This window comes from Rhizobium mongolense USDA 1844 (assembly GCF_000419765.1).
GTDB classification, from domain to species: domain Bacteria; phylum Pseudomonadota; class Alphaproteobacteria; order Rhizobiales; family Rhizobiaceae; genus Rhizobium; species Rhizobium mongolense.
In genome coordinates this window covers 176,024-200,637 of record NZ_ATTQ01000008.1, presented here as the reverse complement: position 1 = coordinate 200,637, position 24,614 = coordinate 176,024, and the positions used below count along the sequence as shown (strand labels likewise).

The following is a 24,614-nucleotide window of genomic DNA, read 5'->3' as shown; positions in this document are numbered from 1 at the left end:
CTCCGATCAGGTGATCACCGAAGGTGCATCACGGCCCGTGCGCTTGCCGATATCGGCGATGCTTTCCGCGGCGGCGACCAGGTCGGCCAGCGCCTCCTGCGTCTCGATGTTGTGCCGGGTCGAATCTGGCTCGTAACGCTCCAGGTAAACACGGAGCGTCGCACCGGACGTCCCGGTGCCGGAGAGGCGGAACACGACACGCGAGCCGCCCGAAAAGAGAATGCGAATACCCTGATGTTCGCTGACCGACTTGTCGACCGGATCGTGATACGCGAAGTCGTCCGCCTTTTCGACAGTCAAGCCGCCGAAGGTCTTGCCCGGCAGGGCAGCAAGCTGGCTGCGTAAATTATCGATCAGGCCGTTTGCAGCGTCGGTATCCACGCCTTCATAGTCATGGCGGGAATAGTAGTTGCGGCCATAGGTCTGCCAATGCTGGATAACGACGTCCTGAACGCTTTCGCCGCGGACGGCAAGGATGTTCAGCCAGAGGAGTACGGCCCAGAGACCGTCCTTCTCGCGGACGTGGCTGGAGCCGGTTCCGGCGCTCTCCTCGCCGCAGATCGTTGCCATGCCGGCATCGAGCAGATTGCCGAAGAATTTCCAGCCGGTCGGCGTTTCGTACATGCCGATGCCGCGTTTCTCGGCGACACGGTCGGCAGCACCGCTGGTCGGCATGGAGCGTGCGATGCCTGCCAGGCCGCCGGAATATCCCGGCGCGAGATTGGCGTTGGCTGCGAGGATCGCCAGGCTGTCTGATGGGGTGACGAAGATGCCGCGGCCGATGATGAGGTTGCGGTCGCCGTCGCCGTCCGAAGCGGCGCCGAAATCGGGCGCATCCTCGCCCATCATCTCGTCATAGAGTTCCTTGCAGTGGACAGGGTTCGGATCCGGATGATGCCCGCCGAAATCCGGCAGCGGCATGAAATTGCGCACCGAGCCGAGCGGCGCGCCAAGACGGTTTTCGAAGATTTCCTTGGCATAGGGGCCGGTAACGGCGCTCATCGCATCGAAGGCGATGCGGAAGCCGAGGCTGATCAGATTGCGGATCGCGCCGAAATCGAAGAGCTCCTCCATCAGCGCGGTATAGTCCTCGACCGAGTCGATGACCGAAAGCATCATGCCGCCGGGCAGTTCTTCCTTGCCGATGCGATCGAGGTTCACGTCCGGGAAATCGGCGATCTTGTAGCTGTCGATCACCCTGGTGCGCGCATAGATCGCGTCGGTGATCTTTTCCGGCGCCGGCCCGCCGTTGTTGACGTTGTATTTGATGCCGAAATCTTCGGTCGGACCGCCGGGATTGTGGCTGGCAGAAAGGATGATGCCGCCGAAAGCCTTGTATTTACGAATGATGTGCGAGGCAGCCGGGGTCGAAAGAATGCCGCCTTTGCCAACGATGACCTTTCCGAAGCCGTTGGCGGCGGCCATCTTGATCGCCTTCTGGATGACCTCGCGATTGTAGTAGCGACCGTCGCCGCCGATGACGAGGCACTTGCCCTGATAGCTCTCCAGCGAATCGAAAATCGATTGGATGAAGTTCTCAGCATAGTTCGGCTGCTGGAAGACCGGGACCTTCTTCCTGAGACCCGAAGTGCCGGGTTTCTGGTCCTGGTAGGGCGTTGTGGATACAGATTTGTTCATTTCTGTCACTTGCCTTTCGGGGCGAGGCTTGAATAGAGGGCAGCGTAGCGCTCGGCGCTCTTCTCCCACGAGACATCCGATTTCATGCCCTGCTTTTGCAATTGGGTCCAGACTTTTTGGTCCGCGAAGAGATGTAGTGCACGCCGGATTGCCTGCAACATACCCTCTGCGGTGACGGGAGAAAACTGTATCCCCGTTGCGACTTTCGCTGCAAGCGCGGCGTGATTGGCATCGATAACGGTATCGTTGAGGCCGCCGGTGCGTGCCACGATCGGCACGCAGCCATAACGCAAGCCGTAAAGCTGGGTGAGACCGCAAGGTTCGAAACGCGAGGGAATGATGATGGCATCGCAGCCGGCCTGCATTAGGTGCGACATCGGTTCGTTATATCCGATCGAGACGCCGATGCGGCCGGGATGACGGGCGGCTGCGGCAAGCAGCGAGCCTTCAAGCGCTGGATCGCCGGAGCCGAGGACGGCAAGCTTGCCGCCGAGGGCGACGACTGCGTCGGAGGTCGCAGCGATCACGTCCATGCCCTTTTGCCAGGTAAGGCGGCTGATGATGCTGAAGATCGGCGCGCCGTCATCATGCAGGCGGAAGAATTCGGCGATCGATTTGCGGTTCTCTTCGCGATTTTTAAGTGTCGTGACGCCGTAGTGTGTGTGGACGACCGGATCGGTTGCCGGATTCCAAACTTCAGCATCAATGCCGTTGACGATGCCGTGCAGCACGTCGCGGCGGCTGGCGATGACACCTTCCAGCCCCATGCCGAACTCGTTCGTCAGGATTTCCTCGGCATAGGTTGGGCTTACGGTGGTGATCGCGTGCGCGGTCTGAAGGCCACCTTTCAGGAAGCCGATATGGCCGTAATATTCGATGCTTTCAGTCGAGAACGCATGCGGCGGCAGGCGCAGGCTCGGGAAGATGTCGGCGCTGAACTGGCCCTGGAAGGCCATGTTGTGGATTGTGAGAACGCTCGGCAGCTCGGGCGTGGGATAGTAGCGCATATAGACCGGCGTCATGGCGGCCTGCCAGTCGTGGGCATGTACGAGGTCCGGCCGCCAGTTTGGCATCAGGCCTGCGGCGATTTCGGCAGCCGCCAGCGATAGCGCCGCGAAACGCCGCGAATTGTCGGCATAGTCCTTGCCCGTCTGGTCGAGATAAGGACCGCCCGCGCGATCGTAATATGCAGGGGCGTCGAGAACGAGGATATCGAGGCCTTCATATTCCACTTCCAGCACCGTCGCGGGCGCTCCCAGCAGATCATCGAACTGCAGGCGAACGACCGGATCGCGAATGACCTTCATGACTGCCGGGTAGCCGGGCATGAGGGTCTTCGTTTCAATGCCGAACCGCTTGAGTGCGATTGGCAGGGCGCCGGCCACGTCGGCAAGGCCCCCTGTCTTGATCAAAGGGAAGACTTCGGACGAAACCGAAAGAACTTTCATATGTCTAAAGATCCAACTTATCGATCATCGGTTGCGTAATCAGGCAAATACCGCTTTCCGTGCGCCGAAACCGCTTGGCATCGAGTTCCGGATCCTCGCCGACGACAAGGCCCTCCGGAATGACGACGCCATGATCGATCACGACGTTTTTCAATTGCGCGCGCCGGCCGACCTTCACGCTCGGCAGGACGACGGCGCCCTCCAATTTGGAATAGGAGTTAGCACGAACACCGGTGAAAAGAAGGCTTTTGTGAAGCGTGGCGCCGGAGATGATGCAATCGCCGGCGACGACCGAGGAGGTGGCCGAGCCACGGCGGTCTTCGTCGTCATGGACGAATTTTGCCGGTGGCAAGATCTCCGCATAGGTCCAGATCGGCCAGGATTTGTCATAAATATCCAGTTCCGGAACGATCGCCGTCAGATCGATATTCGCCTGCCAGTATGCTTCGATCGTTCCGACGTCGCGCCAATAGGGTTCATGTTCGAAATCCGAGCGGACGCAGGACTGGCCGAAGCGGTGGGCGACCGCCTTACCGTTCTTCACGATATAGGGGATGATATCCTTGCCGAAATCCTTGCTGGAATTCGGATCGGCTGCGTCGCGGCGCAATGCGTCGATCAGGAACTTGGTGTGGAAGACATAGATCCCCATGGACGCCAGCGCAAAGTCAGGTTTGTCCGGAATGCTTGGCGGATTGGCGGGCTTTTCGACGAAATCGATGATCCGGTCGGCCTTGTCCACATGCATAACGCCGAAGCCCACGGCTTCCATGCGCGGCACTTCCAGGACGCCGATGGTGACATCCGCGCCCGAATCGACGTGCTGCTGCAGCATCCACTCGTAATCCATCTTGTAGACATGATCGCCTGCAAGGATGACCATGTACTCGACGCCGTAATCCTCGATGATGTCGATGTTCTGATAGACGGCGTCGGCAGTGCCTTCGTACCATTGCGTTTCCGAGACGCGCTGGCTGGCCGGCAGGATGTCGAAGCTCTCGTTTCGCTCGGGACGCAAGAAATTCCAGCCACGCTGCATATGGCGGATCAGAGAGTGAGCCTTATACTGCGTCGCGACGCCGATGCGGCGGATGCCGGAATTCAGCGCGTTCGACAGTGCAAAGTCGATGATACGTGATTTGCCGCCGAAATAGACCGCCGGCTTGGCGCGCCGGTCGGTGAGTTCCTTGAGGCGGCTTCCCCTGCCGCCGGCCAGAACATAGGCCATTGCGTCGCGGGCAAGTGGCTGAATGCGCTTTTCTACCATTTTCTACTCCTCCCACCAGTCTTCAAGTCTCAGGTTCAAGCATGATCGTCGCCAGCGGCGGCAAGGTGATCGACGCAACGATGCTGCCGCCGGCGTTGACGGCCTGCACGCGCCCGCCATTTCCCTTGCCGCTGCCGCCGTAGATATCGGCATCGGTATTCAGGATTTCCCGCCAGCGGCCTTCGAACGGCAGGCGGATGGAATAGTTCTCGCGGTAAGTCGGCGTGAAATTGGTGATGACGGCGATCGGCTTGTGATCCGGTGCCTTGCGCAGCCATGCAAAGACGGAGTTTTCGTGATCGTCGGCGATCAGCCATTCGAAACCGTCGCCTTCACAATCGCGCGCATGCAGCGCCTGCTTGGAGCGGTAGGTGAGGTTAAGGTCGCGTACGAGGCGGCGCATGCCTTCGTGCATGCTGTATTGCAACAGGTTCCAGTCGAGCGAGGTTGCCTCGCTCCATTCGCTCCATTGCGCAAATTCCTGGCCCATGAAGAGCAGTTTCTTGCCGGGGTAGCCCCACATGAAGGCATAATAGGCGCGCAGGTTTGCGAATTTCTGCCAGTCGTCGCCTGGCATCTTTGCGATCAGCGAACCTTTGCCGTGCACCACTTCGTCATGGGAGAGTGGCAGAACAAAGTTTTCCGAATAGGCGTAGAGCAGGCCGAAGGTCAGTTCGTTGTGGTGATGCCTGCGATATATCGGATCACGCTTCATGTAGCTTAGCGTGTCGTGCATGAAGCCCATGTTCCACTTGAAGCCGAAGCCGAGGCCGCCTTCATGCACCGGCTGCGAGACCTTCGGCCAGGAGGTTGATTCCTCGGCAATGGTCATGACGCCCGGGTGCTCGGCGTAGATGCGGGTGTTCATGTCCTGAAGGAAGCGGACCGCCTCGAGGTTTTCGTTGCCGCCGTATTCGTTCGGAATCCATTCGCCGTGGTTGCGCGAGTAATCGAGATAGAGCATCGAGGCGACGGCATCGACACGCAGGCCGTCGAGATGGAATTTCTCCGCCCAATAGAGCGCGTTGTTGACGAGATAGGATTGAACTTCGGTACGGCCGAAATTGTAGATCGCCGTATTCCAATCCGGGTGGAAACCCTTGCGCGGATCCTCATGCTCGTAAAGTGCGGTACCGTCGAACCAGCCGAGGCCGTGTTCGTCGGTGGGGAAGTGCGCGGGCACCCAGTCGAGAATGACACCGATGCCGACCTTGTGGCAGCCGTTGACGAAACGGGCAAAACCCTCCGGTTCGCCGAAGCGGGCGCTCGGCGCGTAAAGCCCGGTGGTCTGGTAGCCCCATGACGGATCGTAGGGATGTTCGGTGATCGGAAGGAACTCGATATGAGTGAAACCCATGTCGACGCAGTAGGGGATGAGGCTGGAAGCAAGCTCGTCCCAGGAGAGGAAGGAGCCATCCTGGTGGCGCTGCCATGAACCGGCATGCACCTCATAGATCGAGATCGGCTGGCGGCGCTTGTCGGTTTCGCTCCAGTGTTTGAGGTGGTCTTCGTCCTGCCATTCCTGCAGAAGCTCAGGCGCCACGACGGAGGCGGTCTTCGGACGAAATTCGCTGCGCCGGGCAAAAGGATCGGCTTTCAGCGGCAGGAGAACGCCGTCATGGCCGCGGATCTCGAACTTGTAAGGGACGCCCGTCGGGACATCCGGCGCAAAGATTTCCCATATGCCGGCGCTGGCGCGAAAACGCATCACATGTCGGCGTCCATCCCAATTGTTGAAATCGCCGACGACGGAAACGCGCTGGGCATTCGGCGCCCAGACGGCAAAATGGATTCCCTGCGCGCCTTCATGCTTGATCCAGTGCGCCCCCATCTTGTCGAAGAGGCGGAGATGCGAGCCTTCACGCGCGTAGTAATCGTCCATCGGGCCGAGCACGGGGCCGAAGCTGTACGGGTCGGTGACGGCCCATTCCGCATCGTCGCGCCGGGCGCGGTAGCGCACCGGCTGCCGTTTCGCCAGCGCGACCGGGCCAGCGAAAAAGCCATCCTGATGGAGCTGCGTCAGTTCGCCGATAACGCTGCCATCGAGCGTCAGGGCGGTGACTTCTTCGGCGCCGGGAATGAAGCAGCGGGCGGCGTAGCTGTCGCCTGCCTCATGCACGCCGAGCACGGCAAATGGGTTAGCGTGCGAGCCGGCAAGGATTGCCGTTATTTCGTCTGCCGAAATTTCCCAGGGACGCTTTACTTCAAGGGCGGCTTTCGGCGTTTTCATCCGGCTCTCCAGATTTCATCGGCATACTGCCTGATCGTGCGGTCGGAGGAGAACCAGCCCATTCGCGCGGTATTGTTGATGGTCTTGGCATACCAGGAGGACGGCTTGTTCCAGATCTGGTCCACGTCCCGCTGGGCGGCTGCATAGGCGTCGAAATCGGCGGCGACCATGAACCAGTCGTGCGAATAAATGCCATCGATCAGCTGGGCGTAGCGATTGCGGTCATCCGGCGAGAAGACGCCGCCGGCAATCGAAGCCAGCGCCTGCGACAGTTCCCGGGAGCTTTCGATGATGGCGCGTGGGTTGTGACCATCGGTGCGGGCATCGGCGACTTCATCGGCGCGCAGGCCGAAGATGACGATATTGTCGGCGCCGACATTGTCGCGCATCTCGACATTCGCACCGTCCAGGGTGCCGATCGTGAGCGCTCCGTTCAAACCGAACTTCATGTTGCCGGTGCCGGAGGCTTCCATCCCGGCCGTCGAAATCTGCTCGGAGAGGTCGGCGGCGGGCACCATGACCTCGGCAAGCGAGACGTTGTAATTGGGCACGAAGACCACTTTCAGGAGGCCGCGGACGGCCGGGTCATTGTTGATCGTGCGGGCGACGTCGTTGATGAGTTTGATGATGAGCTTGGCATTGTGATAGCTCGGCGCCGCCTTGCCGGCAAAGAGCTTCACACGCGGGACCCAGTCGAGTTCGGGATGCGAGCGGATCTGGTCGTAGAGAGCGACCGCCTCGACAACGTTGAGCAATTGGCGCTTGTACTCGTGGATGCGCTTGATCTGAATGTCGAACATCGCGGAAGGATCAAGCTTCACACCCATGCGGCTGGCGACAAGATTGGAGAGCGCCACCTTGTTCGCGCGCTTCACGGAGCCGAACTTTTCCTGGAAGCTCGGATCAGTGGCGAATTTTTCGAGCGGCTTGAGCTTTTCGGCGTCATCCATGAATTCTTCGCCGATCGCCTCGCGGATGAGGCTGGTGAGCCCGGGGTTGCATTGCTGCAGCCAGCGGCGTGGTGTGATGCCGTTCGTCTTGTTGTTGATGCGGTTCGGATAGAGCTTGTGCAGGTCTGCAAAGACCGTGACCTTCATGAGTTCGGTATGCAAGGCGGATACGCCGTTGATCGAATGCGAGCCGACGAAGGCGAGATTGCCCATCCGCACCCGGCGGTCGCCGCTCTCGTCGATCAGCGAGATCGCCCGGATTTCGGTGTCGGAGAAGTTCTTTTCCCTGCGGGCCTCAAGCAGAATCTTGGCATTGATCGCGTAGATCAGCTGCATGTGACGCGGCAGCAGCCGTTCGAAGAGCGGGATCGGCCAGGTTTCGAGAGCTTCCGGCAGGAGCGTGTGGTTGGTGTAGGAAATCGTGCGGCGGACGATATCGAAGGCCTGCTCGAAATCCATGCCGTGAACGTCACAGAGCAGGCGCGTCAATTCGGCAACCGAAACGGCGGGGTGCGTGTCATTCAGCTGGATCGCCACCTTGTCCGGCAGCGAGGTGAAATCGTCATACTGCTGCAGGTGGCGGCGCAGGATGTCCTGAAGCGAGGCGGAGGAAAAGAAGAATTCCTGGCGAAGGCGCAGCTCCTGTCCGGCCGGCGTCGCATCTGCCGGATAGAGCACGCGCGTCAGGCTTTCGGCCTTGTTGCTTTCGCGCAGAGCACCGATATGGTCGCCGGCATTGAAGGCGTCGAGCAGGATCGGGTCGATCGGCTGGGCCGACCAGAGTCGCAGCGTGTTGACGCGCTTGCCGCGCCAGCCGACTACCGGTGTGTCGAAGGCAGCGGCGATGACGCGCTCCGCCGGTTTCCAGACATAGCGCGGCTCGCCTTCGGCGTCGTTGGCGACGTCGACGGTGCCGCCGTAGCCGATTTCATAGGCGCTTTCGCGGCGTTCAAATTCCCAGGGGTTGCCATGCGCCAGCCAGCTTTCCGGCAATTCCACTTGCCAGCCGTCGGCAAGCTGCTGACGGAATAGGCCGTGGACATAACGGATGCCGTAGCCATAGGCCGGCACTTCGACCGTTGCCATGCTTTCCATGAAACAGGCCGCGAGGCGCCCGAGGCCGCCGTTGCCAAGAGCAGCATCCGGCTCGAGGCCGGCAATCACGTTGACATCGACGCCGAGAGAGGCGAGCGCATCGCGCACCTGCTCCATCAGGCCCATGTTCGTGACGGCATCGCGCATCAGCCGGCCGATCAGGAACTCAAGCGAAAGGTAGTAAACGCGCTTGTCGCCTGTCGCGTAGACCTTGCGCGTCGATTCCATCCATTTGTCGATGATGCGGTCGCGAACGACGAGGATAGTCGCCGTCAGCCAGTCATGCGGCTTGGCAACTTTTGCATCCTTGCCGATGCGGTAAGTCAGGCGTTCGATGATTTCTTCGGCTAGAATTTCCGGGCGGGAACTGCGCGGGGCGGGAGAAGGGATGGTCGGCTTGGAAAGGGGGTTCATCGTCATATCTCGCCAATTTTGATTTAGTTTCAGTGCGTTACGTCTGACGAAGCCGACTTTGCACGCACGCCGGTCACGGCAGTTTATGCATCGTTACCAAGCACTTGCAACAAGGGATTTAGCGAAAGCAAAAATTTGCGAAACCGTCGTGTTCACCGGCATAAGGGACTTGATTTCAATTGGTTTTCCCAGTCTGATCCGCGAGATTAGCCCTAAACGAAAAGCCGCCCCGGTTTGTTCCGGAGCGGCTTTTCCTTGAAAGGATGTGCGACGAATTTACTGGGTCAGGCGTATGCTCTGTTTGGCGGCCGATGAGCCGATTATCTTGAAGGCTTCGACGAGCGAGGCCATGTTCTCGGCTGCGAAATAGGTTGAAGAGCTCGTCGCGCAGTAGCTTAGCAGCGCCTTGCCGCGATCGGGAGCCATGAACGCAACCGTATAGACCGTGATATTTTTGTCGCGCGCCAAGTCGCACCATTGTTTGGTTTCAGTATCGGCTGAAATGTAATTGTTGTCGCCGTCCGTCATGAAGACAATGTATTTGTCGGGCGTCAGGCCGTTCTTGTTCAAATGCGCTGTATTCTCGGCCGGGTCGATAAGCTTGTTATATGCCGTCTTAAAGGCATCGCTTGAATCTGTCCCGCCTGTCGCGGTCAAAGCGTTGACGTAGGTTGACACGGCAGACGTTCCCCAGGCCAGATTCAACGCCGACTGCATTTCGATATTGTAAGAGACGCTGCCGGTGCGGACGTATTGCAGATTAGGATCGGCGGTATTCAACTGGGTCAAAAGGCTCGAAACGGCCAGCTTCAATGCCTCGATCTTGGTGTAGAAGTCCGTGACTGTTCGATCGCAGGTCTTTGGGTTCTTTTTCGAGCCACAGTTGTAGCGTTCCGTGTACGTATGCGAGGTCGTCGTATCCTCGGCCATCGAGCCCGAACGGTCGAGCACGAGATACATGGAGAGCGAGCTCTTTGTGACGGTGTTTTCGGTGCTGCTCTCCGTCTTGGACAACGAGCCGATTTGCGTGCTTTCCTTGCCCAAGACGCGCATCAGCGCGCTGTTGTCCATCTTGTAGGCAGTTTTGACTTCAACTTTGTAAGTCTTGCCGCCCGAACCGGATGCGGTTTCCGTGACAACAACAGACATTGCATCCTTTAGGGCCGCGATGGTGTCCGGGTCGTCAACATAGTTTGACATCTGGCCGATGACAAAGTTCTTGGCAAGCTCCTTGGCGCCATTCAGATCGACCTTTTCGGCGACGAGCGCGGAGGCTGCGGCCAGAGCAGCCGAATCGGAGGCTTCCTGCAACTGACGTTGCGAAAGCATCATGTTGGATACATCGACGGCGAGCCCGGCGGCGCCAATCGCGACTGGCATCAAAATCGCCGTCATCATGGCGAAATTGCCGGAACGATCGCGTAGGACGCGCGCAATGTTGGCGCGCAGAAAAGATATGGGAGACATCATGTCACCTGCAGCAAGAGAGGATTTATGCTGGTTCCATATCTACAGCGCGGTTGTTACCACAGGTCTTAAGGTAATCGTTAAAATTGCAGATACCTTGCGATTTCGGGACATGATCTACTGCGTTTGCCGGATAACCTTCTCGCCAAGAGGACAGCTGGCGCTCTTGCGCATTAACGTCTGTGGCGGTGGGTTCTGCCTCAGTCCTACACACTTGCCGTCGCCATTGGCACATTCCGGCACAGAGGCCAGGAAAGACATGCGGATGCTTCCGCCAAGGTCGGTTGATTTCGGGATTCAAGCAGGCAAAAACACATGAGACAGGGTTTGTCGTGCTGGTCGCAAGGCTCCAGGAAGCAGCGGCTATTCCTGTCTTCCGATCACTTGATCGGAATAACGTCGACGGCCTGCACGGCGCGATGGCCGCCGTAGCTTTTCAGCACGCCGATGACAGGGGCGACGTCGGAATAGTCGCGGCCATAGGCGACGACGATGTGGTCGGTGCCGGCGGGCATGTCGTTGGTCGGGTCGAGTTCGATCCAGCCCAGTGTTTCACCGCACCAGACACGGACCCAGGCATGCATGGCGTCAGCGCCTTCGAGCCGTTCCTTGCCGGGCGGTGGGATGGTGCGCAGGAAGCCGGAGACATAGCCTGCCGGGATGCCGAGGCTGCGGAGCGCCAGGATCATCACATGGACGAAATCCTGGCAGACGCCGCGTTTCAGGGTGAAAGCGTCGAGAGCCGTGGAATCGACCGTCGTCGCTTCCGTATCGTAGGTGAAATCCCTGTTGATGCGGGTGCACAAGGCATTGGCGATCTGCAGCACGGTAAGCCCGGGCAGCGCGCAGTCCCTGGCATAGTCCGAAATGGCGCGGGTTTCCGTGAGACGAGGGCTGCCGGCGAGGAAATGATGCGGAGAGTCAGGCTCCAGCGACCAGACGCCGGCGACTTCCTTCGGCAGGCGGTCGAGGTCCGGCGAGAAATCGGCGGCGATCGAACGGCTATCGACCTGCACGCGGGCCTGCATGCGGATATCCAACGTCTCGTGGGGCGACCGCAGCAGGAAGGATGTTGCTGGATGGAGGAAGAAATCGGTGAAATGCGATTGCTCGTCCGGCGACGGAGATATGGTAATCGAGCCTGCGACCAGCCGCTGCCGGTCGGACAGCGAAAGCGGCATCAGCCGAATGATGTGACGCGCGCCGGAAGCCGGCGTGTCGTAGGTGTATCCCATGTGCAGGGTGAGGTCGTAGAGCACGGCGGTCACCCGAGGTAGGTCTGGGCGAGAAGGTCGGACAGCTGCTCGAGCTCGCGTTCAAACTTGTTGTAGAACTCGCCGGTCATCGTTTCCGGCGTCATGACGGCGAGGCCGGAATGCAGGCGCATGGCCTCGCGGTAGAATGGCGACATCTGGCCGTTGACGAAGGCGTTCGGCAGCTGCTCGACCTCGCGATGGATCTCATTCATCTGGAAGAGAACCGAACGCGGGTTCAGCGGGTCGAGCGCCAGAAGGTCCGTGACGGTCAGGCGGGCGGTGTTGACGTTGTACCGGCGGCGGTGGGTCATGACGCTGTCGCCGATTTCGAGCAGCATATCCAGCGCGCCATCAGGGGCGTCGGAGCCGGACATATGGCCGAGAAGACGGGTCATGTGCAGGCCGCGCTCGATATAGCGACCGAGCGAGAGGAAGCGCCATCCGGTGAAGCGATACATGTTTTCGTGCACGAGACCTGCAAAGCCCGCGAGCTTGCGCAGCAGGATCGTCATGGCATGGCTCGCGTCGTCGCCTGCTGCAACGCTGACATGGAAGCGGTGCGCGGTCTTGGCCAGGTCGTTAAGGGCCAGCCAGCCATCCGGCGAGAACCGGTCGCGGATATTGCTGGCGGAATAGACGGCGCTGTCGATGTTGCGCAGCAGCGTTTCAGGCACGGCTTCTTCCGTGCCGATGTCGACGGCGGCGAGATATTCCGAAACATCGGCAAGCAGCGGCTGACTCGGATCGGCGGCTTCGGCGTAACGGGCGTGCCAGGCGCGAAGGATGCGCAGCGCTCCTTCGGCGCGCTCGATATAGCGGCCGAGCCAGAAGAGATTGTCGGCCGCCCGACTTGGCAGGCTGCCCGGCATATTGCGGGTGAAGCTTCCTTCGGCAGGCAGCAGGGTATGGCGCTCGACCGGCTTGTCGCTGACGATCCAGACGTCTGCCGCCGCGCCGCCCGACTGCATGGCGATCGCAGCGGCGTCATCGCCGGCGCCGATGCGGGCAAAGCCGCCCGGCATGATCTGCCAGCCATTCGCCGTGCGGGCGGCGAAGACGCGAAGCGACATCGGCCGTGGCGTCAGCTTTCCGTCTACCCAGGCCGGCGTCGTCGACAGCGTGACGACTTCCTGGCCGACGAGTTTTGGGCCGTCGGAGTTCAGCCAGTCGGTGATCGAATCCTTTGCCGTTGCGCGCAGCGACGAGCCGAGGACGGACTCGCCGCTATCGTCGAAGAAGGGAGCGCGCGAATAGGCGGGACCGATCACCATCTTCTCGATGTTCTTCGCGACGTGTTCGCGCTCCTGCTTCTGCCCGCACCACCAAGTGGCGATCGACGGCAGGGACAGTTTTTCGCCAAGCAGGCGGCGACAGATCGTCGGCATGAAAGCGAGCAAGGCGCGCGTCTCGAGGATGCCGGTTCCCAGGGCATTGACGATCGTCACCGATTCGGCACGCAGTGCCTCGACCAGACCGGGTGTGCCGATATGCGAATTCTGGTTCAGCTCCAGCGGATCGGCATAGGCGGAATCGAGGCGCCGCCAGAGGACGCCGATCGGCTTCAGGCCGGCCACCGTGCGAACCATGACGCGGCCGTTGACCACTGTCAGATCTTCGCCTTCGAGCAGCATGAAGCCGAGATAGCGGGCGATATAGGCGTGTTCATAGTAGGTTTCGTTTGCCGGTCCGGGGGTCAGAACGCCGATGCGGTCGTCGCCGGAATGCTTCATCGTCTGCAACGCATCGCGGAAGGCGCCGAAGAAGGAGGCGAGACGGTGAACCGGGGTTTCGGCATAGATATCGGAGAAGGCGCGGGTGGTGGCAACGCGGCTTTCAAGCGCGAAGCCTGCACCTGACGGCGCCTGTGTACGGTCGGCCAGAACCCACCAGTTTCCGTCCGGACCGCGGCCAATCTCGAAGGCGCAGAAATGCAGGTAATGGCCGGTCGCGGGCTTTACGCCTGCAAGCGGGCGTTGGAATTCCGGGTTGGCGGCGATCAGGCCAGGCGGCAGGAAGCCTTCCTCGACCAGCTTGTTGTCGCCATAGATATCGGCAACGATCGCCTCAAGCAGGTCGGCGCGCTGCACCAGGCCGGCAGAAAGCGCCTGCCATTCGCGCTCGTCGATCAGGACCGGGATATGCGACAGCGGCCAGGACCGCTCGCCGGTGCCCTTGCTGCCATAGGCGCGGTAGAATACGCCGGCATCGCGCAGATAGCGGTCGGCTCGCGCGAAGCGCTCGGTCAGTTCCTTCTCGGGAATTGCCCCGAAGCCCGCAAGAAAGCGCTGCCAGACCGGGCGGATGGCGCCGTTGTTGTCGACCATCTCGTCGGCAATGCCAGGCAGGGGCGAATAGCCGAACGCCGCATCATTGCCGCCGCGGCTTGCAACCTCGTCCCTAGGTTTCTCCAATGCCGGTTTCTTGCCCATTAAAACCTAGCTCGTCAAATGCCTGCCGGCCTGCGGAGATCCAGCGTCAGCGGGAATTCCGGCGAACCCATTTCGGCGCGCGGAATGAAGCCGCCCGCGGTATGTCCCCACGGTTCGAATCGGGAAAGCCGCCTTGCTTCCGCTTCGTTGCCGTTTACCGGGAAGGTGTCATAGTTGCGCCCGCCCGGATGGGCAACATGATAGATGCAGCCGCCGATCGAACGCTTCGACCATGTATCATAAATGTCAAATGTCAGCGGCGTATTCACCGGCAGGACCGGATGCAGGCCCGAGGCCGGCTGCCACGCCTTGAAGCGGACGCCGGCGACGGACACGCCGGACGTCCCTGTCGGCGTCAGCGGCACGGTTCGGCCGTTGCAGGTGACGGTATAGCGTGAGGAATTGCTGGTTTCGAGGCGAACCTGAAGTCGCTCAACTGAGCTGTCGACATATCGAACGGTGCCGCCAATCGCGCCTTCCTCGCCCATGACGTGCCAGGGTTCGAGCGCCTGGCGAAGCTCGAGTTTCGAGCCCTCGTATTCCACTTCGCCGCAGAAGGGGAAGCGGAATTCGAGTTGTGCCTTGAACCACTCCGGGCTGACCTCGAAGCCGTTTTCTTTGAGATCGGCAAGTACATCCAGGAAATCGGCCCAGACGAAATGCGGCAGCATGAAGCGATCGTGCAGGGAAGTGCCCCAGCGCACGAACTTGCCGTCGGCGGGATTTTTCCAGAAGCGGGCAATGAGGGCTCGGACCATCAATTGCTGAGCGAGCGACATGCGCGCATTCGGGGGCATTTCGAAGCCGCGGAACTCTACCAGACCGAGACGTCCGGTCGGCCCATCCGGCGAAAACAGCTTGTCGATGCAGATCTCGGCACGGTGGGTGTTGCCCGTCACGTCGATCAGGAGATTGCGAAACAGGCGGTCGGTCAGCCAGGGAAGCGGCGACGGGCCGCGGCCTGGTGCGGGCACCTGGGCGAGGGCGATTTCCAACTCGTACAGGCTGTCGTGCCTGGCCTCGTCGATGCGCGGCGCCTGGCTGGTCGGCCCGATGAACATGCCGGAGAAGAGATAGGAGAGCGAGGGATGCCGCTGCCAGTGCAGCACGAGGCTCTTCAAGAGGTCGGGCCGGCGCAGGAACGGGCTGTCGTTCGGATTGGCGCCGCCGACGACGACATGGTTGCCGCCGCCCGTGCCCGTGTGACGGCCGTCGATCATGAACTTGTCGGCGCCGAGACGCGTCATCCGCGCTTCTTCGTAGATCGCGGTGGTGATGGCGACGCAATCCTGCCAGTTCGAGGCGGGGTGGATATTCACCTCGATGACGCCTGGATCCGGTGCGACGCGAATGACATTGATGCGCTCGTCCTGAGGCGGCGAATAGCCCTCGATATGGACGGCAAGCCCAAGTTCGGCCGCAGCGTTTTCGGCGGCTGCAATGAGTTCGAGATAGTCTTCAATGCGCTCGACGGGCGGCATGAAGACGCAAAGCCGGCCGTCGCGCGGCTCGACCGATATCGCCGTGCGAACCGCGCCGCCGATTACGCCGAGCGTCTGTTCCACACGGCTCTGGCCGCTCTCGTCGCGCTGGAAGGAGGCCTCCGGCATGGCGCGGCCGGCGGGCACAAAGACTTCGGGCAGAGGCTGGCGCGGGATCGATGGGTCGGCGATGTGGATATAGGGATATCGCGATGGCGGCACGTAAGGGAGCGTACCAAGGGGCAGACGGTATCCGACAGGGCTGTCGCCTGGTACGAGGAAGATCTTACCGCGCCGGGTCTGCCATTTCTCGCTGATCCAGCGGTGCCCTGAAGCCTGAGCATTCCAGGCTTGAACGGGAAGGATATAACCTGTCGGAACCGTCAGGCCACGTTCGAAAACGCGGGCGATGCGGTTGCGCTCTTCCGGATCCTTCAGCTTGGAATTCGACGGATCGACATTTTCGGGAAGGCTTCCCTCCTTGATGATCCACTCGGCGGGATCCTCATAGGCCGGCAGCACCATATCAGGCGTAATCGCCAGCTCGCGCGCGATGCCGGTGAGCAGCCGCTCGGCGTCTTCCGCCTTGGCGACGGTGTCAGCGCCCTCTACTGCGATCAAATCCGGATTCTGCCAGATCGGCTTTCCGTCCTTGCGCCAGTAGAGTGAGAAGGTCCAGCGCGGCAGGCTTTCGCCGGGATACCACTTTCCCTGTCCGTAATGCAGGAAGCCGCCCGGGGCGAAGCGCTGGCGCAGCCTGCGGATCAGGCTGTCTGCTTTCTCCCGCTTGGTCGGGCCTACGGCGGCGGTATTCCACTCTTCGGATTCGAAATCGTCGATCGACACGAAAGTGGGCTCGCCGCCCATCGTCAGGCGCACATCTTCTGCTTTGAGGATACGATCCACTTTTTCGCCAAGTGCGTCGAGCTCGTTCCAGCTCTCCTCCGAGAAGGGCTTGGTGATGCGCGGATGTTCGGCGACACGGGCGACCTTCATGTCGAAGGCGAACTCGGTATTGGCTTCACCGAAATAGCCGCCGGAGATCGGGGCGGCGTTGCTATAATGCGGGGTTGCGGCGAGCGGGATGTGGCTTTCGCCGGTGAGCAGCCCGGATGTCGGGTCGAGGCCGACCCAGCCGGCGCCGGGCAGATAGACTTCGGCCCAGGCATGCAGGTCGGTGAAATCGACCTCCGTACCGGAGGGGCCGTCAAGGGCCTTCAGGTCGGGCGTCAGCTGAATGAGGTAGCCGGAGACGAAACGGGCGGCAAGCCCGAGGTGACGGAGAACCTGAACGAGCAGCCAACTCGTATCACGGCAGGAGCCTCTGGCGCTTTCAAGCGTGTCCTCCGGCGTCTGGACGCCGGCCTCCATGCGGATGACATAGCCGATCTGCTGCTGCAGGCGGGCGTTGAGGCCGACGATCATGTCAACGGTCGGCTGGCCCGGCGAATAGTCGAGCGTTTCGAGGAAAGCCTTGAGCCGCGGGCCGGGGTCCTCCGGTTTCATGTAGATCGAGAGGTCTTCCTGGATGGTCTGCGGATAGTCGAAGGGCCAGTTGGTGGCCTCTTCTTCGACGAAGAAGTCGAAGGGGTTGTAGACCGTCATGTCGGCGACGAGATCGACCTCGATCTTGAATTCGGTCACCGGGTCGGGAAAGACGTAGCGGGCAAGATAATTCCCGTAGGGGTCCTGCTGCAGGTTCACGAAATGGTTCGACGGCGTGACCTTCAGCGAATGACTGAGCACGCGCGTTTTTGAATGCGAGGCGGGCTTGAGGCGGATGACCTGCGGCCCAAGGCGGACCGGCCTGTCGTATTTGTAGTGCGTCAGATGATAGATACTGGCTTTGATCGACATATTTTGCCTTGTCCGACGCCACATCGTTTTGCGGCATTTGCTGTTCCCGACGCGATAGTGTGCAATGCAACGACAGAAAGCAAGGCGGAAAGGTTAACGCCGCGAGGCCTTTACGACACTTTTGCAAAGGCGACGGCGGCTTTGAGCCCCTTGCCGCTGGTCGCAGGCGAGAGCGTGAGCGTCGCATTGAAAAGATTGGCGATTTCCTCGACGATCGGGAGGCCGAGGCCGGCGCCTGGCGCATCGGAGTCGTTGCCGCGCCAAAAGCGGCGGCGCACGGCGTCGAGCTTTTCCGGCGCGATACCGGGACCATTGTCTTCAACCTCGAGGCGTACGGTTTCGCCATCCTGCGCAATCCGCACGGTCACCTCGGCGCTCTTGCCGGCATATGCGATGGCGTTGCCCGCAAGATTGCGCAGCAGCTCGCCGATCAGCAGGGGTTCGGCGCGGATCATCGCATGTCCATCGCCCTCAAAGCCGAGATCGATACCGGCCTCGGCGGCTGCAGGGATCAGTTCGCCGGTAATCTCCTGGGCGATAGCCGCGATGTCGATCGTCGAGGCCGCCAGAGCCTCCTTGGCCGTTGCTGCGTCGATCTTTGCCATCAGCAGCAGCTGGGCGAGAATGCGTTCGGCGTGCGCGACGGCCTGGTCGCCTTTCAGGGCCGAGTCCTGCGCTTCAGGCAGCGTTGCGGCGCGGGCGGAAAGCGCGAGCTGAGTTCGGATGATGGCAAGCGGTGTGCGCAATTGATGGCTGGCATTGCCGGTGAAATTCCGGAGCGCATCAAGGGCTGACTGCAGGCGCACCATGAAGCTGTTCACCGTATCCACCAGTGGCTGCACCTCGCTCGGCACCGATTGCTCGATCGGATGCAAGTCGTCCGGGCTGCGCTCGCCGATCGCGTCCCGGAGCTTGTAGAGCGGGCGGAGCGCGACCGTGACCGAGATCCAGACGATCACGGCTGCACCGGCGATCATGAAAGCGAGGCGGACAGCCGAACGGAAAAGGATCGCGCGTGCCAGCTGACGGCGGGCGATCGTCGTTTCCGCGACGGTGACAACGAAGGGAACCGAACGGATGCCGGTTGAGGCGGAGCGCTCCAGCGTCGCGACGCGGATCGGCTCGCCGCGGAAAATATCGTCTGCGAAGACGGCTGCGTCGCTCTTGGTTTCCTCAAGAACCGGAAGCGCCTGGTAGCCGGTAATGAATTTTCCGGGCGGACCATCGACGCGGTAAAACACCCGGTCCTGAGCGGCCGATGTCAGCATTTCCAGCGCGACATAGGGAATGTCGACTTCCAGCGCGCCGTCTTCTGCCACGACTACGCGCTCGGCAATGGCGAGCGCTGAACCGGCAAGCACACGGTCTGAAACAATGTTCGAGGTCTCGACTGCCTCCCGGTATGTGTCGGCGAGCGCCAGCGTGCCGATGATGGCGGTGGAGATCAGCAGCCAGAAAAGCAGCCGGCGCCTCAGCGAATAGGCGGCTTTCATGAGGCCTCGGGAAGCTTGTCGAGATAGTAGCCGATGCCGCGCGCGGTCTTCACGGTCAATCCATGCGGTGCCAGGCGCTTGCGCAGCCGGCTGACATATTGCTCGATCGCATTGGCGGAGATGTCATCGTCGAAGGCCGTCAACGACTGGGTGATTGCCTCTTTGGACACGACTTTGCCGGCCCGCATGAAGAGGATCTCAAGCAGTCCGACTTCGCGAGCGGGAATATCAAGCTGCATATTGCCGGCGGAAAAGGTGCGGGACTTGAGGTCGAAGGACACGCAGCCGTACATCACCGTCGCCGAATGCAGGCCCGCCTGGCGCCGGAGCAGCACGCGCACGCGCGCCTCGAATTCGGTAATGTCGAAGGGCTTGATAAGGTAATCGTCGGCGCCGAGGTCCAGGCCTCTGACACGCTCCTCCGGCGCTCCGCGTGCAGTCAGAATGAGGACGGCTGCCTGGTTCTGCCGCGCGCGCATGCTGCGCAGGACGTCCAGCCCGTCCATCTCGGGCAGGTTGAGGTCGAGGATCACGAGATCGAAATTTTCCGCCGCGATGACTGCATTGGCGGATGCGCCGTCGTGGACGACATCGACGGCATGCCCCGTACCGCGCAAGATCGCCGACAGGCCGTCGGCCAGCGCGATATTGTCTTCGGTGAGGAGAATGCGCACGGGTGGTTTCCTGTTGTTCAACAAAGAAGATTACAGCCCGTGAAGGGGGATGTCATCAGCGGCAAAAGAAAACCCGGCGCCATTCAATCAACGAGAGTTTGGCTGTCTCAATGGCTCTATTCAGCGACCTCGCGGGGTTGTTCCTCCTGCGCTGCGAGCAGGAGTTTCTGGAAGCGCTGGTCGCTGCGGATGTTATCCAGATCGGAGTCGTTATCGAACCATTTGATGTGGTAGACCGAGCTTCGCGGCATCAGCCTCTCCAGGATATCAATCGCTTCGTCCACGTCGCCGAGGACGGAATAGACGCAAGCGAGATTGTATTGCGCAACGATGTCGTCGGGATCGATCGCGATGGCGCGGGCGGCCCAATCCCTTGCCCTCGCCCTGTCTCCGAGATGCGCCAGCGCCAGCGCGCCGCGATGGGCCGGTCCTGAATTTTCCGGACTGAGATTCAGTGCGCGTTCCGCTCGCAGCAGCCCGAGCTTGGCCCAGTTTTCCGTATCCGACATGCGCCCGAGCGAGCGGTGGGCGCTCATCAAATGAATGGGTGAGACATAGTCGTCCGTGCGGATATGTGCCGCGCGCGTGAAATAGCGGACGGCATTGGCGAAATCGCCGCGCATGAAGAAGAAACGCGCATAGTGGAAGTTCGCTTCATAAAGATTGGGTTCAAGTGCAAGTGCCCGCTCGAAGGCTGCAATGGCCTGCTGATCCTGGCCGTTCTGATGCAAGGCCAGACCTCGGGAGGCATGGGCCTCGGCAAGATCAGGATCGAGTTCAAGGGCGCGGGCGCTCATCTGCAGGATGTTCTCGAGAGGGACATTTTCCGGGTCCCAATCGCGTAAGGCCGCATCGCAATCGGCAATACCCGCATAGGCGCGCGCATAATCAGGATCGAGCTCGACAGCCTTGCAAAACATCCTGCGGGCAAGGTGCAGATACGACTTCGTCCAGGTGTGCGATAGCTGGCGGCCTCGCAGATAGTAGGTATAGGCCTCGATATTGGCGGTGGGTTCGGCGGCGATGGCCTTCTTCTCGGCCGGCAGGAGCCGGATCTTGAGCTGGCCGACGATCGAATTGGTGATCTCGTCCTGGATCGCGAAGATATCGGTGAGATTCCGGTCGTAGCGATCGGCCCACAGATGGTCGCCGTTCGCCGTATCGATGAGATGGCCCGATATGCGCACGCGCGCGCCGGCGATGCGGACGCTGCCCTGGAGAACGTATCGCACGCCGAGTTCGTGGGCGAGCTGCTTTACCTTCAGCGAACTCCCTTTGTAGGTGAAGACAGTGTGCCGCGGCACGACGTGTAGACTCGATATCTTGGAGAGGTCGGTAATGATGTCTTCCGTGATGCCGTCGGCGAAATACTCCTGCTCAGGATCGCCGCTCATGTTGGTGAAGGGCAGAACGGCAATAAAGCAGGTATTGCGGGTTTGGTCGCCCGACGCGCCGGCCGTTGCAGAAGGCGGATCGAGGAGAACCGTGAACACCGACACATTCTGCTTGATGTTCTTCAGAGATTGCTCCCCCTGGAACTCGAAGCCGATATTGAGGCGCGTGCCGACCTGATCGCGAACCGAGCCGGAAACGACAATGCCACCCGGCAAAGCAAGGCGCTCGAGCCGAGCAGCGACGTTTACGCCGTCGCCGAAGACGTCGTCATTCTCGATCACGACATCGCCGAGATTGATGCCGATCCGCAATTCGATGCGCTGATCCTGCGGGACGTCTTTGTTGCGCATAGCCATCTCGCGCTGGATTTCGACAGCGCAGGCAACGGCGTTTACCACACTTTGGAATTCCGCGAGCATTCCGTCACCGGTCAGCTTGAAGATGCGCCCCTTGTAGTCGGAGATCCTGACATCGATCAGTTCGCAGCGGTGGCGGTTGAGCGCGTGCAAGGTACCGGTCTCGTCGATACCCATCAGACGGCTATAACCCACCACGTCGGCAGCGAGTATGGCACTCAGCCGTCGTTCCAATATCCCCTCCATACGGTTGTCTAAATTAGCTTAGCGTCTTTTAATGCTCTTGTCGCGTTGCGAGACAGCACCCGCAATCACTCGAGCTTGCCCGGTGAAGCGTGGTGATGCATTCTGCGCTCATGAGGAGACTTCTTGTTGTGCTGCTTCTGCTCTGTCCCGGTTTTGCAGCCGCGGATCAGGCCTTTTATCCCGCGAAATCCGGCAAGGCGGATGCGCGGGTGCTGACGGTTTATTCCTCCCTCGACGAGCCGCTCGCCCAGCCGATGATCCACGGCTTTCAGGAAGCCAATCCGGATGTCGCCGTGCGTTATGAAGACATGCTGACGGGCGAGATCTATGACCGGATCGTGCGGGAAACGGATGCCGGTAAGAAAACCGCGGATTTCGCCTTTTCATCGGCGATGGACCTGCAGGTGAAGCTCTCCAACGACGGCTATGCGCAGGTCAGCAATCTGCCGATGAGCGGACAATGGCCGAAATGGGCAAACTGGCGCAACACGGCCTATGCGCTCACCTTCGAGCCGGCCGTCTTCGTCTATCACAAGCCGAGCTTTTTGCATGAGCCGGTGCCAAGTTCACGGGCGGAATTCGTCGATTACCTGAAGCGCAAAGGCAACGCGGTTTACGGCCGCATCGGCACCTATGACATCGAACGCTCCGGCGTCGGCTTTCTGTTCATGGCGCGCGACCAGGAGCAGTTCGGGGACATCTGGTCGGTGATCCGCGCGATGGGGGCTGCGGGCGTCAAGCTCTATTCGACGAGTTCGGCGATCCTGGAGCGGGTAGCCGACGGGCGCTTCGTGCTCGGCTACAACATTCTCGGCTCCTATGCTGCGGACTGGGCGTCGCGGCACCCCGATGTCGGCATCGTGCTGCCGAAGGATTATACAGTCGTGATGTCGCGCATCGGGCTGGTGCCGCAGGCTGCGGCGGAGCCGGAACTCGGGCGGCAATATCTCACCTTCTTCATGTCGAAGGAAGGACAGACGATCATGGCCCGAAAACTGCAGATCCCGGCGGTCAGCCCCGAAGTTGCAGGCGAGAATACGGCGAACACCCTACAGGAGCTTCTCGGTGCCCAGCTCCGGCCCGTTCCGGTCAGCCCGGGCCTGATGGTCTATCTCGACCAGGTCAAGCGCGCGCGGCTGATCGCCCATTGGAACGAGGTGCTGCGGACACAGTAGATGGCGATAGCCTTCGAACCTACCTCCTTTATGGGAGGGGATTTGACATGTACGCCACCGGCATAACCGGGCGCTCATGCTTGAATTACGGCAAAAAAGTGTCCTTGGCGCTGGATATCCTGCCGATGTCAGCTAAATGACAGCTTGATGTGGTGCGGTTCTGGTACTTCTCTTCGTGGAGGCGGAGAGTAGACGTTTCGGGAGGAGTCTCCGTCGCTATTGCGGACCATCAATGTCCGCTGCCCGGCAACGCTTCTCGATTCCCTTGAGAACAATACGCGGCGCTCACCGCGATCACGGAGGACACATCGTGAAGCATACTTTCCTTGCAACGCTTTTCGCAGCCGCTATTGCGCTGCCGGCCTATTCGGCCGACTACACCATCATGGCGCCTGCCGCACCCGGCGGCGGTTGGGATCAAACGGCCCGCTCGCTGCAGACCGTCATGCAGAAGGAAGGCATCTCCGGCAATGTTCAGGTTCAGAACGTTCCGGGCGCCGGCGGCACCATCGGTCTGGCGCAGTTCGCAAGCCAAAACAGCGGCAATCCGAACGCCCTGATCGTTGGCGGCTATGTCATGGTCGGCGCGATTCTCACCAACCAGTCACCTGTCACGCTGAAGGATGTCACACCGATCGCTCGCCTGACCGGCGAGTATGAGGCCATCGTCGTTCCGGCATCGTCCGACATCAAGACGATGGGTGACCTCGTTGCCAAGCTGAAGGCTGATCCGGGTTCGGTGTCCTGGGGCGGCGGCTCGGCCGGCGGTACCGACCACATCGCGGTCGGTCTCATCGCGAAGGCCGCAGGCGTCGATCCGACGAAGATCAACTATGTCGCCTTCTCGGGCGGCGGTGAGGCGCTTGCCGCTATCCTCGGCGGACAGGTGACGGCCGGCATTTCAGGCTATGGCGAATTCGAATCGCAGGTGAAGGCCGGTCAGCTCCGCCTGCTCGCCGTCTCGAGCGATAAGCGCATTGACGGGGTCGACGCTCCGACGCTGAAGGAATCTGGCGTCGATGTCAGCGTACAGAACTGGCGGATGGTCGCCGCTGCTCCCGGCCTGACGCCTGAGCAGACAGCTGCCGTCACCGCCGATTTCGACAAGCTTTCCAAGTCGGCAGGCTGGCAGGAAATCCTAAAGACGAAGGGCTGGGCCGACACATACCTCGCCGGCGATGCCTTCAAGGCGCAGCTCGAGAAGGACGTCTCCGCAACCGAAGGCATCCTCAAAGAGATCGGGCTGGTTAAATGAGCAGGGGCAACGCACCCTTGGCAACGAAGCGCCGCCCGGATTGGGCGGCGCTGATCATTGCTATCTGTCTTTTCGTCGTTGCGGCCGTCATGCTTTGGGACGCCACGCATATGAGAGCGATTGCCCAATATGCTCGCATCGGGCCGGCTACCGCGCCCAAGGTCGTGGCGTTCGGGTTGATCGGCCTCGGCATCTGGACCGTCTTCGAGGCGTTGCGCAATGAGTTTCCCGAACGGGAACATCAGGAAGTCGCTCCCGTCATCTGGATTGTGGCCGGTCTTGCGGCGCAAATGCTGCTTCTGAAGACGGCCGGCTTCTCGATTGCCACAGGCATTCTCTTTGCCTTCACGGCGCGTGGCTTTGGACGTCGCAAGCTCTGGCTTTCGATCCCGGCGGGTATCGTCTTCAGCTTTGTCGTCTGGATCATTTTCTCGCAGCTGCTGCAGCTCACGCTGCCTGCCGGACCGTTCGAGAGACTCTTCTTCTAG

15 protein-coding genes are annotated in these 24,614 nt (G+C 60.7%); 3 read left to right on the top strand and 12 right to left on the bottom strand.

Features of this window, described 5'->3' with window-relative positions; translation table 11 throughout:
• Window positions 1-6: 6 nt before the first annotated feature.
• The 12 genes from A3C3_RS0117520 to A3C3_RS0117465 form a co-directional block, all read right to left on the bottom strand.
• On the bottom strand, window positions 7-1,638 hold the full coding sequence (locus tag A3C3_RS0117520; RefSeq protein ID WP_022715879.1) for an alpha-D-glucose phosphate-specific phosphoglucomutase: 1,632 nt from the start codon (window positions 1,636-1,638) through the stop codon (window positions 7-9).
• Window positions 1,639-1,643: 5 nt separating this feature from the next.
• A complete protein-coding gene (gene glgA / locus A3C3_RS0117515; RefSeq protein WP_022715878.1) occupies window positions 1,644-3,086 on the bottom strand; it encodes a glycogen synthase GlgA in 1,443 nt (480 codons plus the stop codon).
• A gap of 4 nt (window positions 3,087-3,090) precedes the next feature.
• Entirely contained in the window at window positions 3,091-4,353 is a 1,263-nt protein-coding gene (gene glgC / locus A3C3_RS0117510) for a glucose-1-phosphate adenylyltransferase (protein WP_022715877.1), read from the bottom strand.
• 22 nt (window positions 4,354-4,375) lie between these two features.
• Window positions 4,376-6,583 (bottom strand): 1,4-alpha-glucan branching protein GlgB, encoded by a 2,208-nt coding sequence (gene glgB, locus A3C3_RS0117505; RefSeq protein WP_022715876.1) that lies wholly within the window; start codon window positions 6,581-6,583, stop codon window positions 4,376-4,378.
• Window positions 6,580-9,042 carry a glycogen/starch/alpha-glucan phosphorylase gene (locus A3C3_RS0117500; RefSeq protein WP_028739739.1) on the bottom strand — a complete coding sequence of 821 codons (2,463 nt, stop codon included), beginning with the start codon at window positions 9,040-9,042 and terminating at the stop codon, window positions 6,580-6,582. Before A3C3_RS0117500 ends, glgB begins: the two co-directional genes overlap by 4 nt.
• A 276-nt stretch (window positions 9,043-9,318) precedes the next feature.
• Window positions 9,319-10,509 carry a vWA domain-containing protein gene (locus A3C3_RS0117495; protein WP_028739738.1) on the bottom strand — a complete coding sequence of 397 codons (1,191 nt, stop codon included), beginning with the start codon at window positions 10,507-10,509 and terminating at the stop codon, window positions 9,319-9,321.
• A gap of 380 nt (window positions 10,510-10,889) precedes the next feature.
• The gene (locus tag A3C3_RS0117490; RefSeq protein WP_022715873.1) at window positions 10,890-11,777 is read right to left on the bottom strand and encodes a transglutaminase family protein; all 888 of its coding nucleotides are present in this window, start codon (window positions 11,775-11,777) and stop codon (window positions 10,890-10,892) included.
• Window positions 11,774-14,194 carry a circularly permuted type 2 ATP-grasp protein gene (locus tag A3C3_RS0117485; RefSeq protein ID WP_022715872.1) on the bottom strand — a complete coding sequence of 807 codons (2,421 nt, stop codon included), beginning with the start codon at window positions 14,192-14,194 and terminating at the stop codon, window positions 11,774-11,776. Before A3C3_RS0117485 ends, A3C3_RS0117490 begins: the two co-directional genes overlap by 4 nt.
• Window positions 14,195-14,208: 14 nt before the next feature.
• The gene (locus tag A3C3_RS0117480) at window positions 14,209-17,532 is read right to left on the bottom strand and encodes a transglutaminase family protein (RefSeq protein ID WP_022715871.1); all 3,324 of its coding nucleotides are present in this window, start codon (window positions 17,530-17,532) and stop codon (window positions 14,209-14,211) included.
• 110 nt (window positions 17,533-17,642) lie between these two features.
• Window positions 17,643-19,025, bottom strand: coding sequence for a sensor histidine kinase (locus A3C3_RS0117475; protein ID WP_022715870.1), 1,383 nt, complete (start codon window positions 19,023-19,025; stop codon window positions 17,643-17,645).
• On the bottom strand, window positions 19,022-19,699 hold the full coding sequence (locus tag A3C3_RS0117470; RefSeq protein WP_022715869.1) for a response regulator: 678 nt from the start codon (window positions 19,697-19,699) through the stop codon (window positions 19,022-19,024). Before A3C3_RS0117470 ends, A3C3_RS0117475 begins: the two co-directional genes overlap by 4 nt.
• A gap of 116 nt (window positions 19,700-19,815) precedes the next feature.
• A complete protein-coding gene (locus tag A3C3_RS0117465) occupies window positions 19,816-21,684 on the bottom strand; it encodes an adenylate/guanylate cyclase domain-containing protein (protein WP_022715868.1) in 1,869 nt (622 codons plus the stop codon).
• Between the two features lie 140 nt (window positions 21,685-21,824).
• Here A3C3_RS0117465 and A3C3_RS0117460 point away from each other — a divergent pair, with 140 nt between their 5' ends.
• The 3 genes from A3C3_RS0117460 to A3C3_RS0117450 all read left to right on the top strand — a co-directional run bounded on the left by A3C3_RS0117460 (window position 21,825) and on the right by A3C3_RS0117450 (window position 24,614).
• Window positions 21,825-22,871 (top strand): ABC transporter substrate-binding protein, encoded by a 1,047-nt coding sequence (locus A3C3_RS0117460; protein WP_028739737.1) that lies wholly within the window; start codon window positions 21,825-21,827, stop codon window positions 22,869-22,871.
• A 310-nt stretch (window positions 22,872-23,181) separates the two neighbouring features.
• On the top strand, window positions 23,182-24,126 hold the full coding sequence (locus A3C3_RS0117455) for a Bug family tripartite tricarboxylate transporter substrate binding protein (protein WP_022715866.1): 945 nt from the start codon (window positions 23,182-23,184) through the stop codon (window positions 24,124-24,126).
• A complete protein-coding gene (locus A3C3_RS0117450; protein WP_022715865.1) occupies window positions 24,123-24,614 on the top strand; it encodes a tripartite tricarboxylate transporter TctB family protein in 492 nt (163 codons plus the stop codon). The genes A3C3_RS0117455 and A3C3_RS0117450 overlap by 4 nt, the downstream gene beginning before the upstream one ends.

Coding starts and splice junctions, on each gene's coding strand:
- A3C3_RS0117520 (WP_022715879.1), bottom strand. CDS start 1,638: ATGAACAAATCTGTATCCACAACGCCCTACCAGGACCAGAAACCCGGC.
- glgA (WP_022715878.1), bottom strand. CDS start 3,086: ATGAAAGTTCTTTCGGTTTCGTCCGAAGTCTTCCCTTTGATCAAGACA.
- glgC (WP_022715877.1), bottom strand. CDS start 4,353: ATGGTAGAAAAGCGCATTCAGCCACTTGCCCGCGACGCAATGGCCTAT.
- glgB (WP_022715876.1), bottom strand. CDS start 6,583: ATGAAAACGCCGAAAGCCGCCCTTGAAGTAAAGCGTCCCTGGGAAATT.
- A3C3_RS0117500 (WP_028739739.1), bottom strand. CDS start 9,042: ATGAACCCCCTTTCCAAGCCGACCATCCCTTCTCCCGCCCCGCGCAGT.
- A3C3_RS0117495 (WP_028739738.1), bottom strand. CDS start 10,509: ATGTCTCCCATATCTTTTCTGCGCGCCAACATTGCGCGCGTCCTACGC.
- A3C3_RS0117485 (WP_022715872.1), bottom strand. CDS start 14,194: ATGGGCAAGAAACCGGCATTGGAGAAACCTAGGGACGAGGTTGCAAGC.
- A3C3_RS0117480 (WP_022715871.1), bottom strand. CDS start 17,532: ATGTCGATCAAAGCCAGTATCTATCATCTGACGCACTACAAATACGAC.
- A3C3_RS0117475 (WP_022715870.1), bottom strand. CDS start 19,025: ATGAAAGCCGCCTATTCGCTGAGGCGCCGGCTGCTTTTCTGGCTGCTG.
- A3C3_RS0117450 (WP_022715865.1), top strand. CDS start 24,123: ATGAGCAGGGGCAACGCACCCTTGGCAACGAAGCGCCGCCCGGATTGG.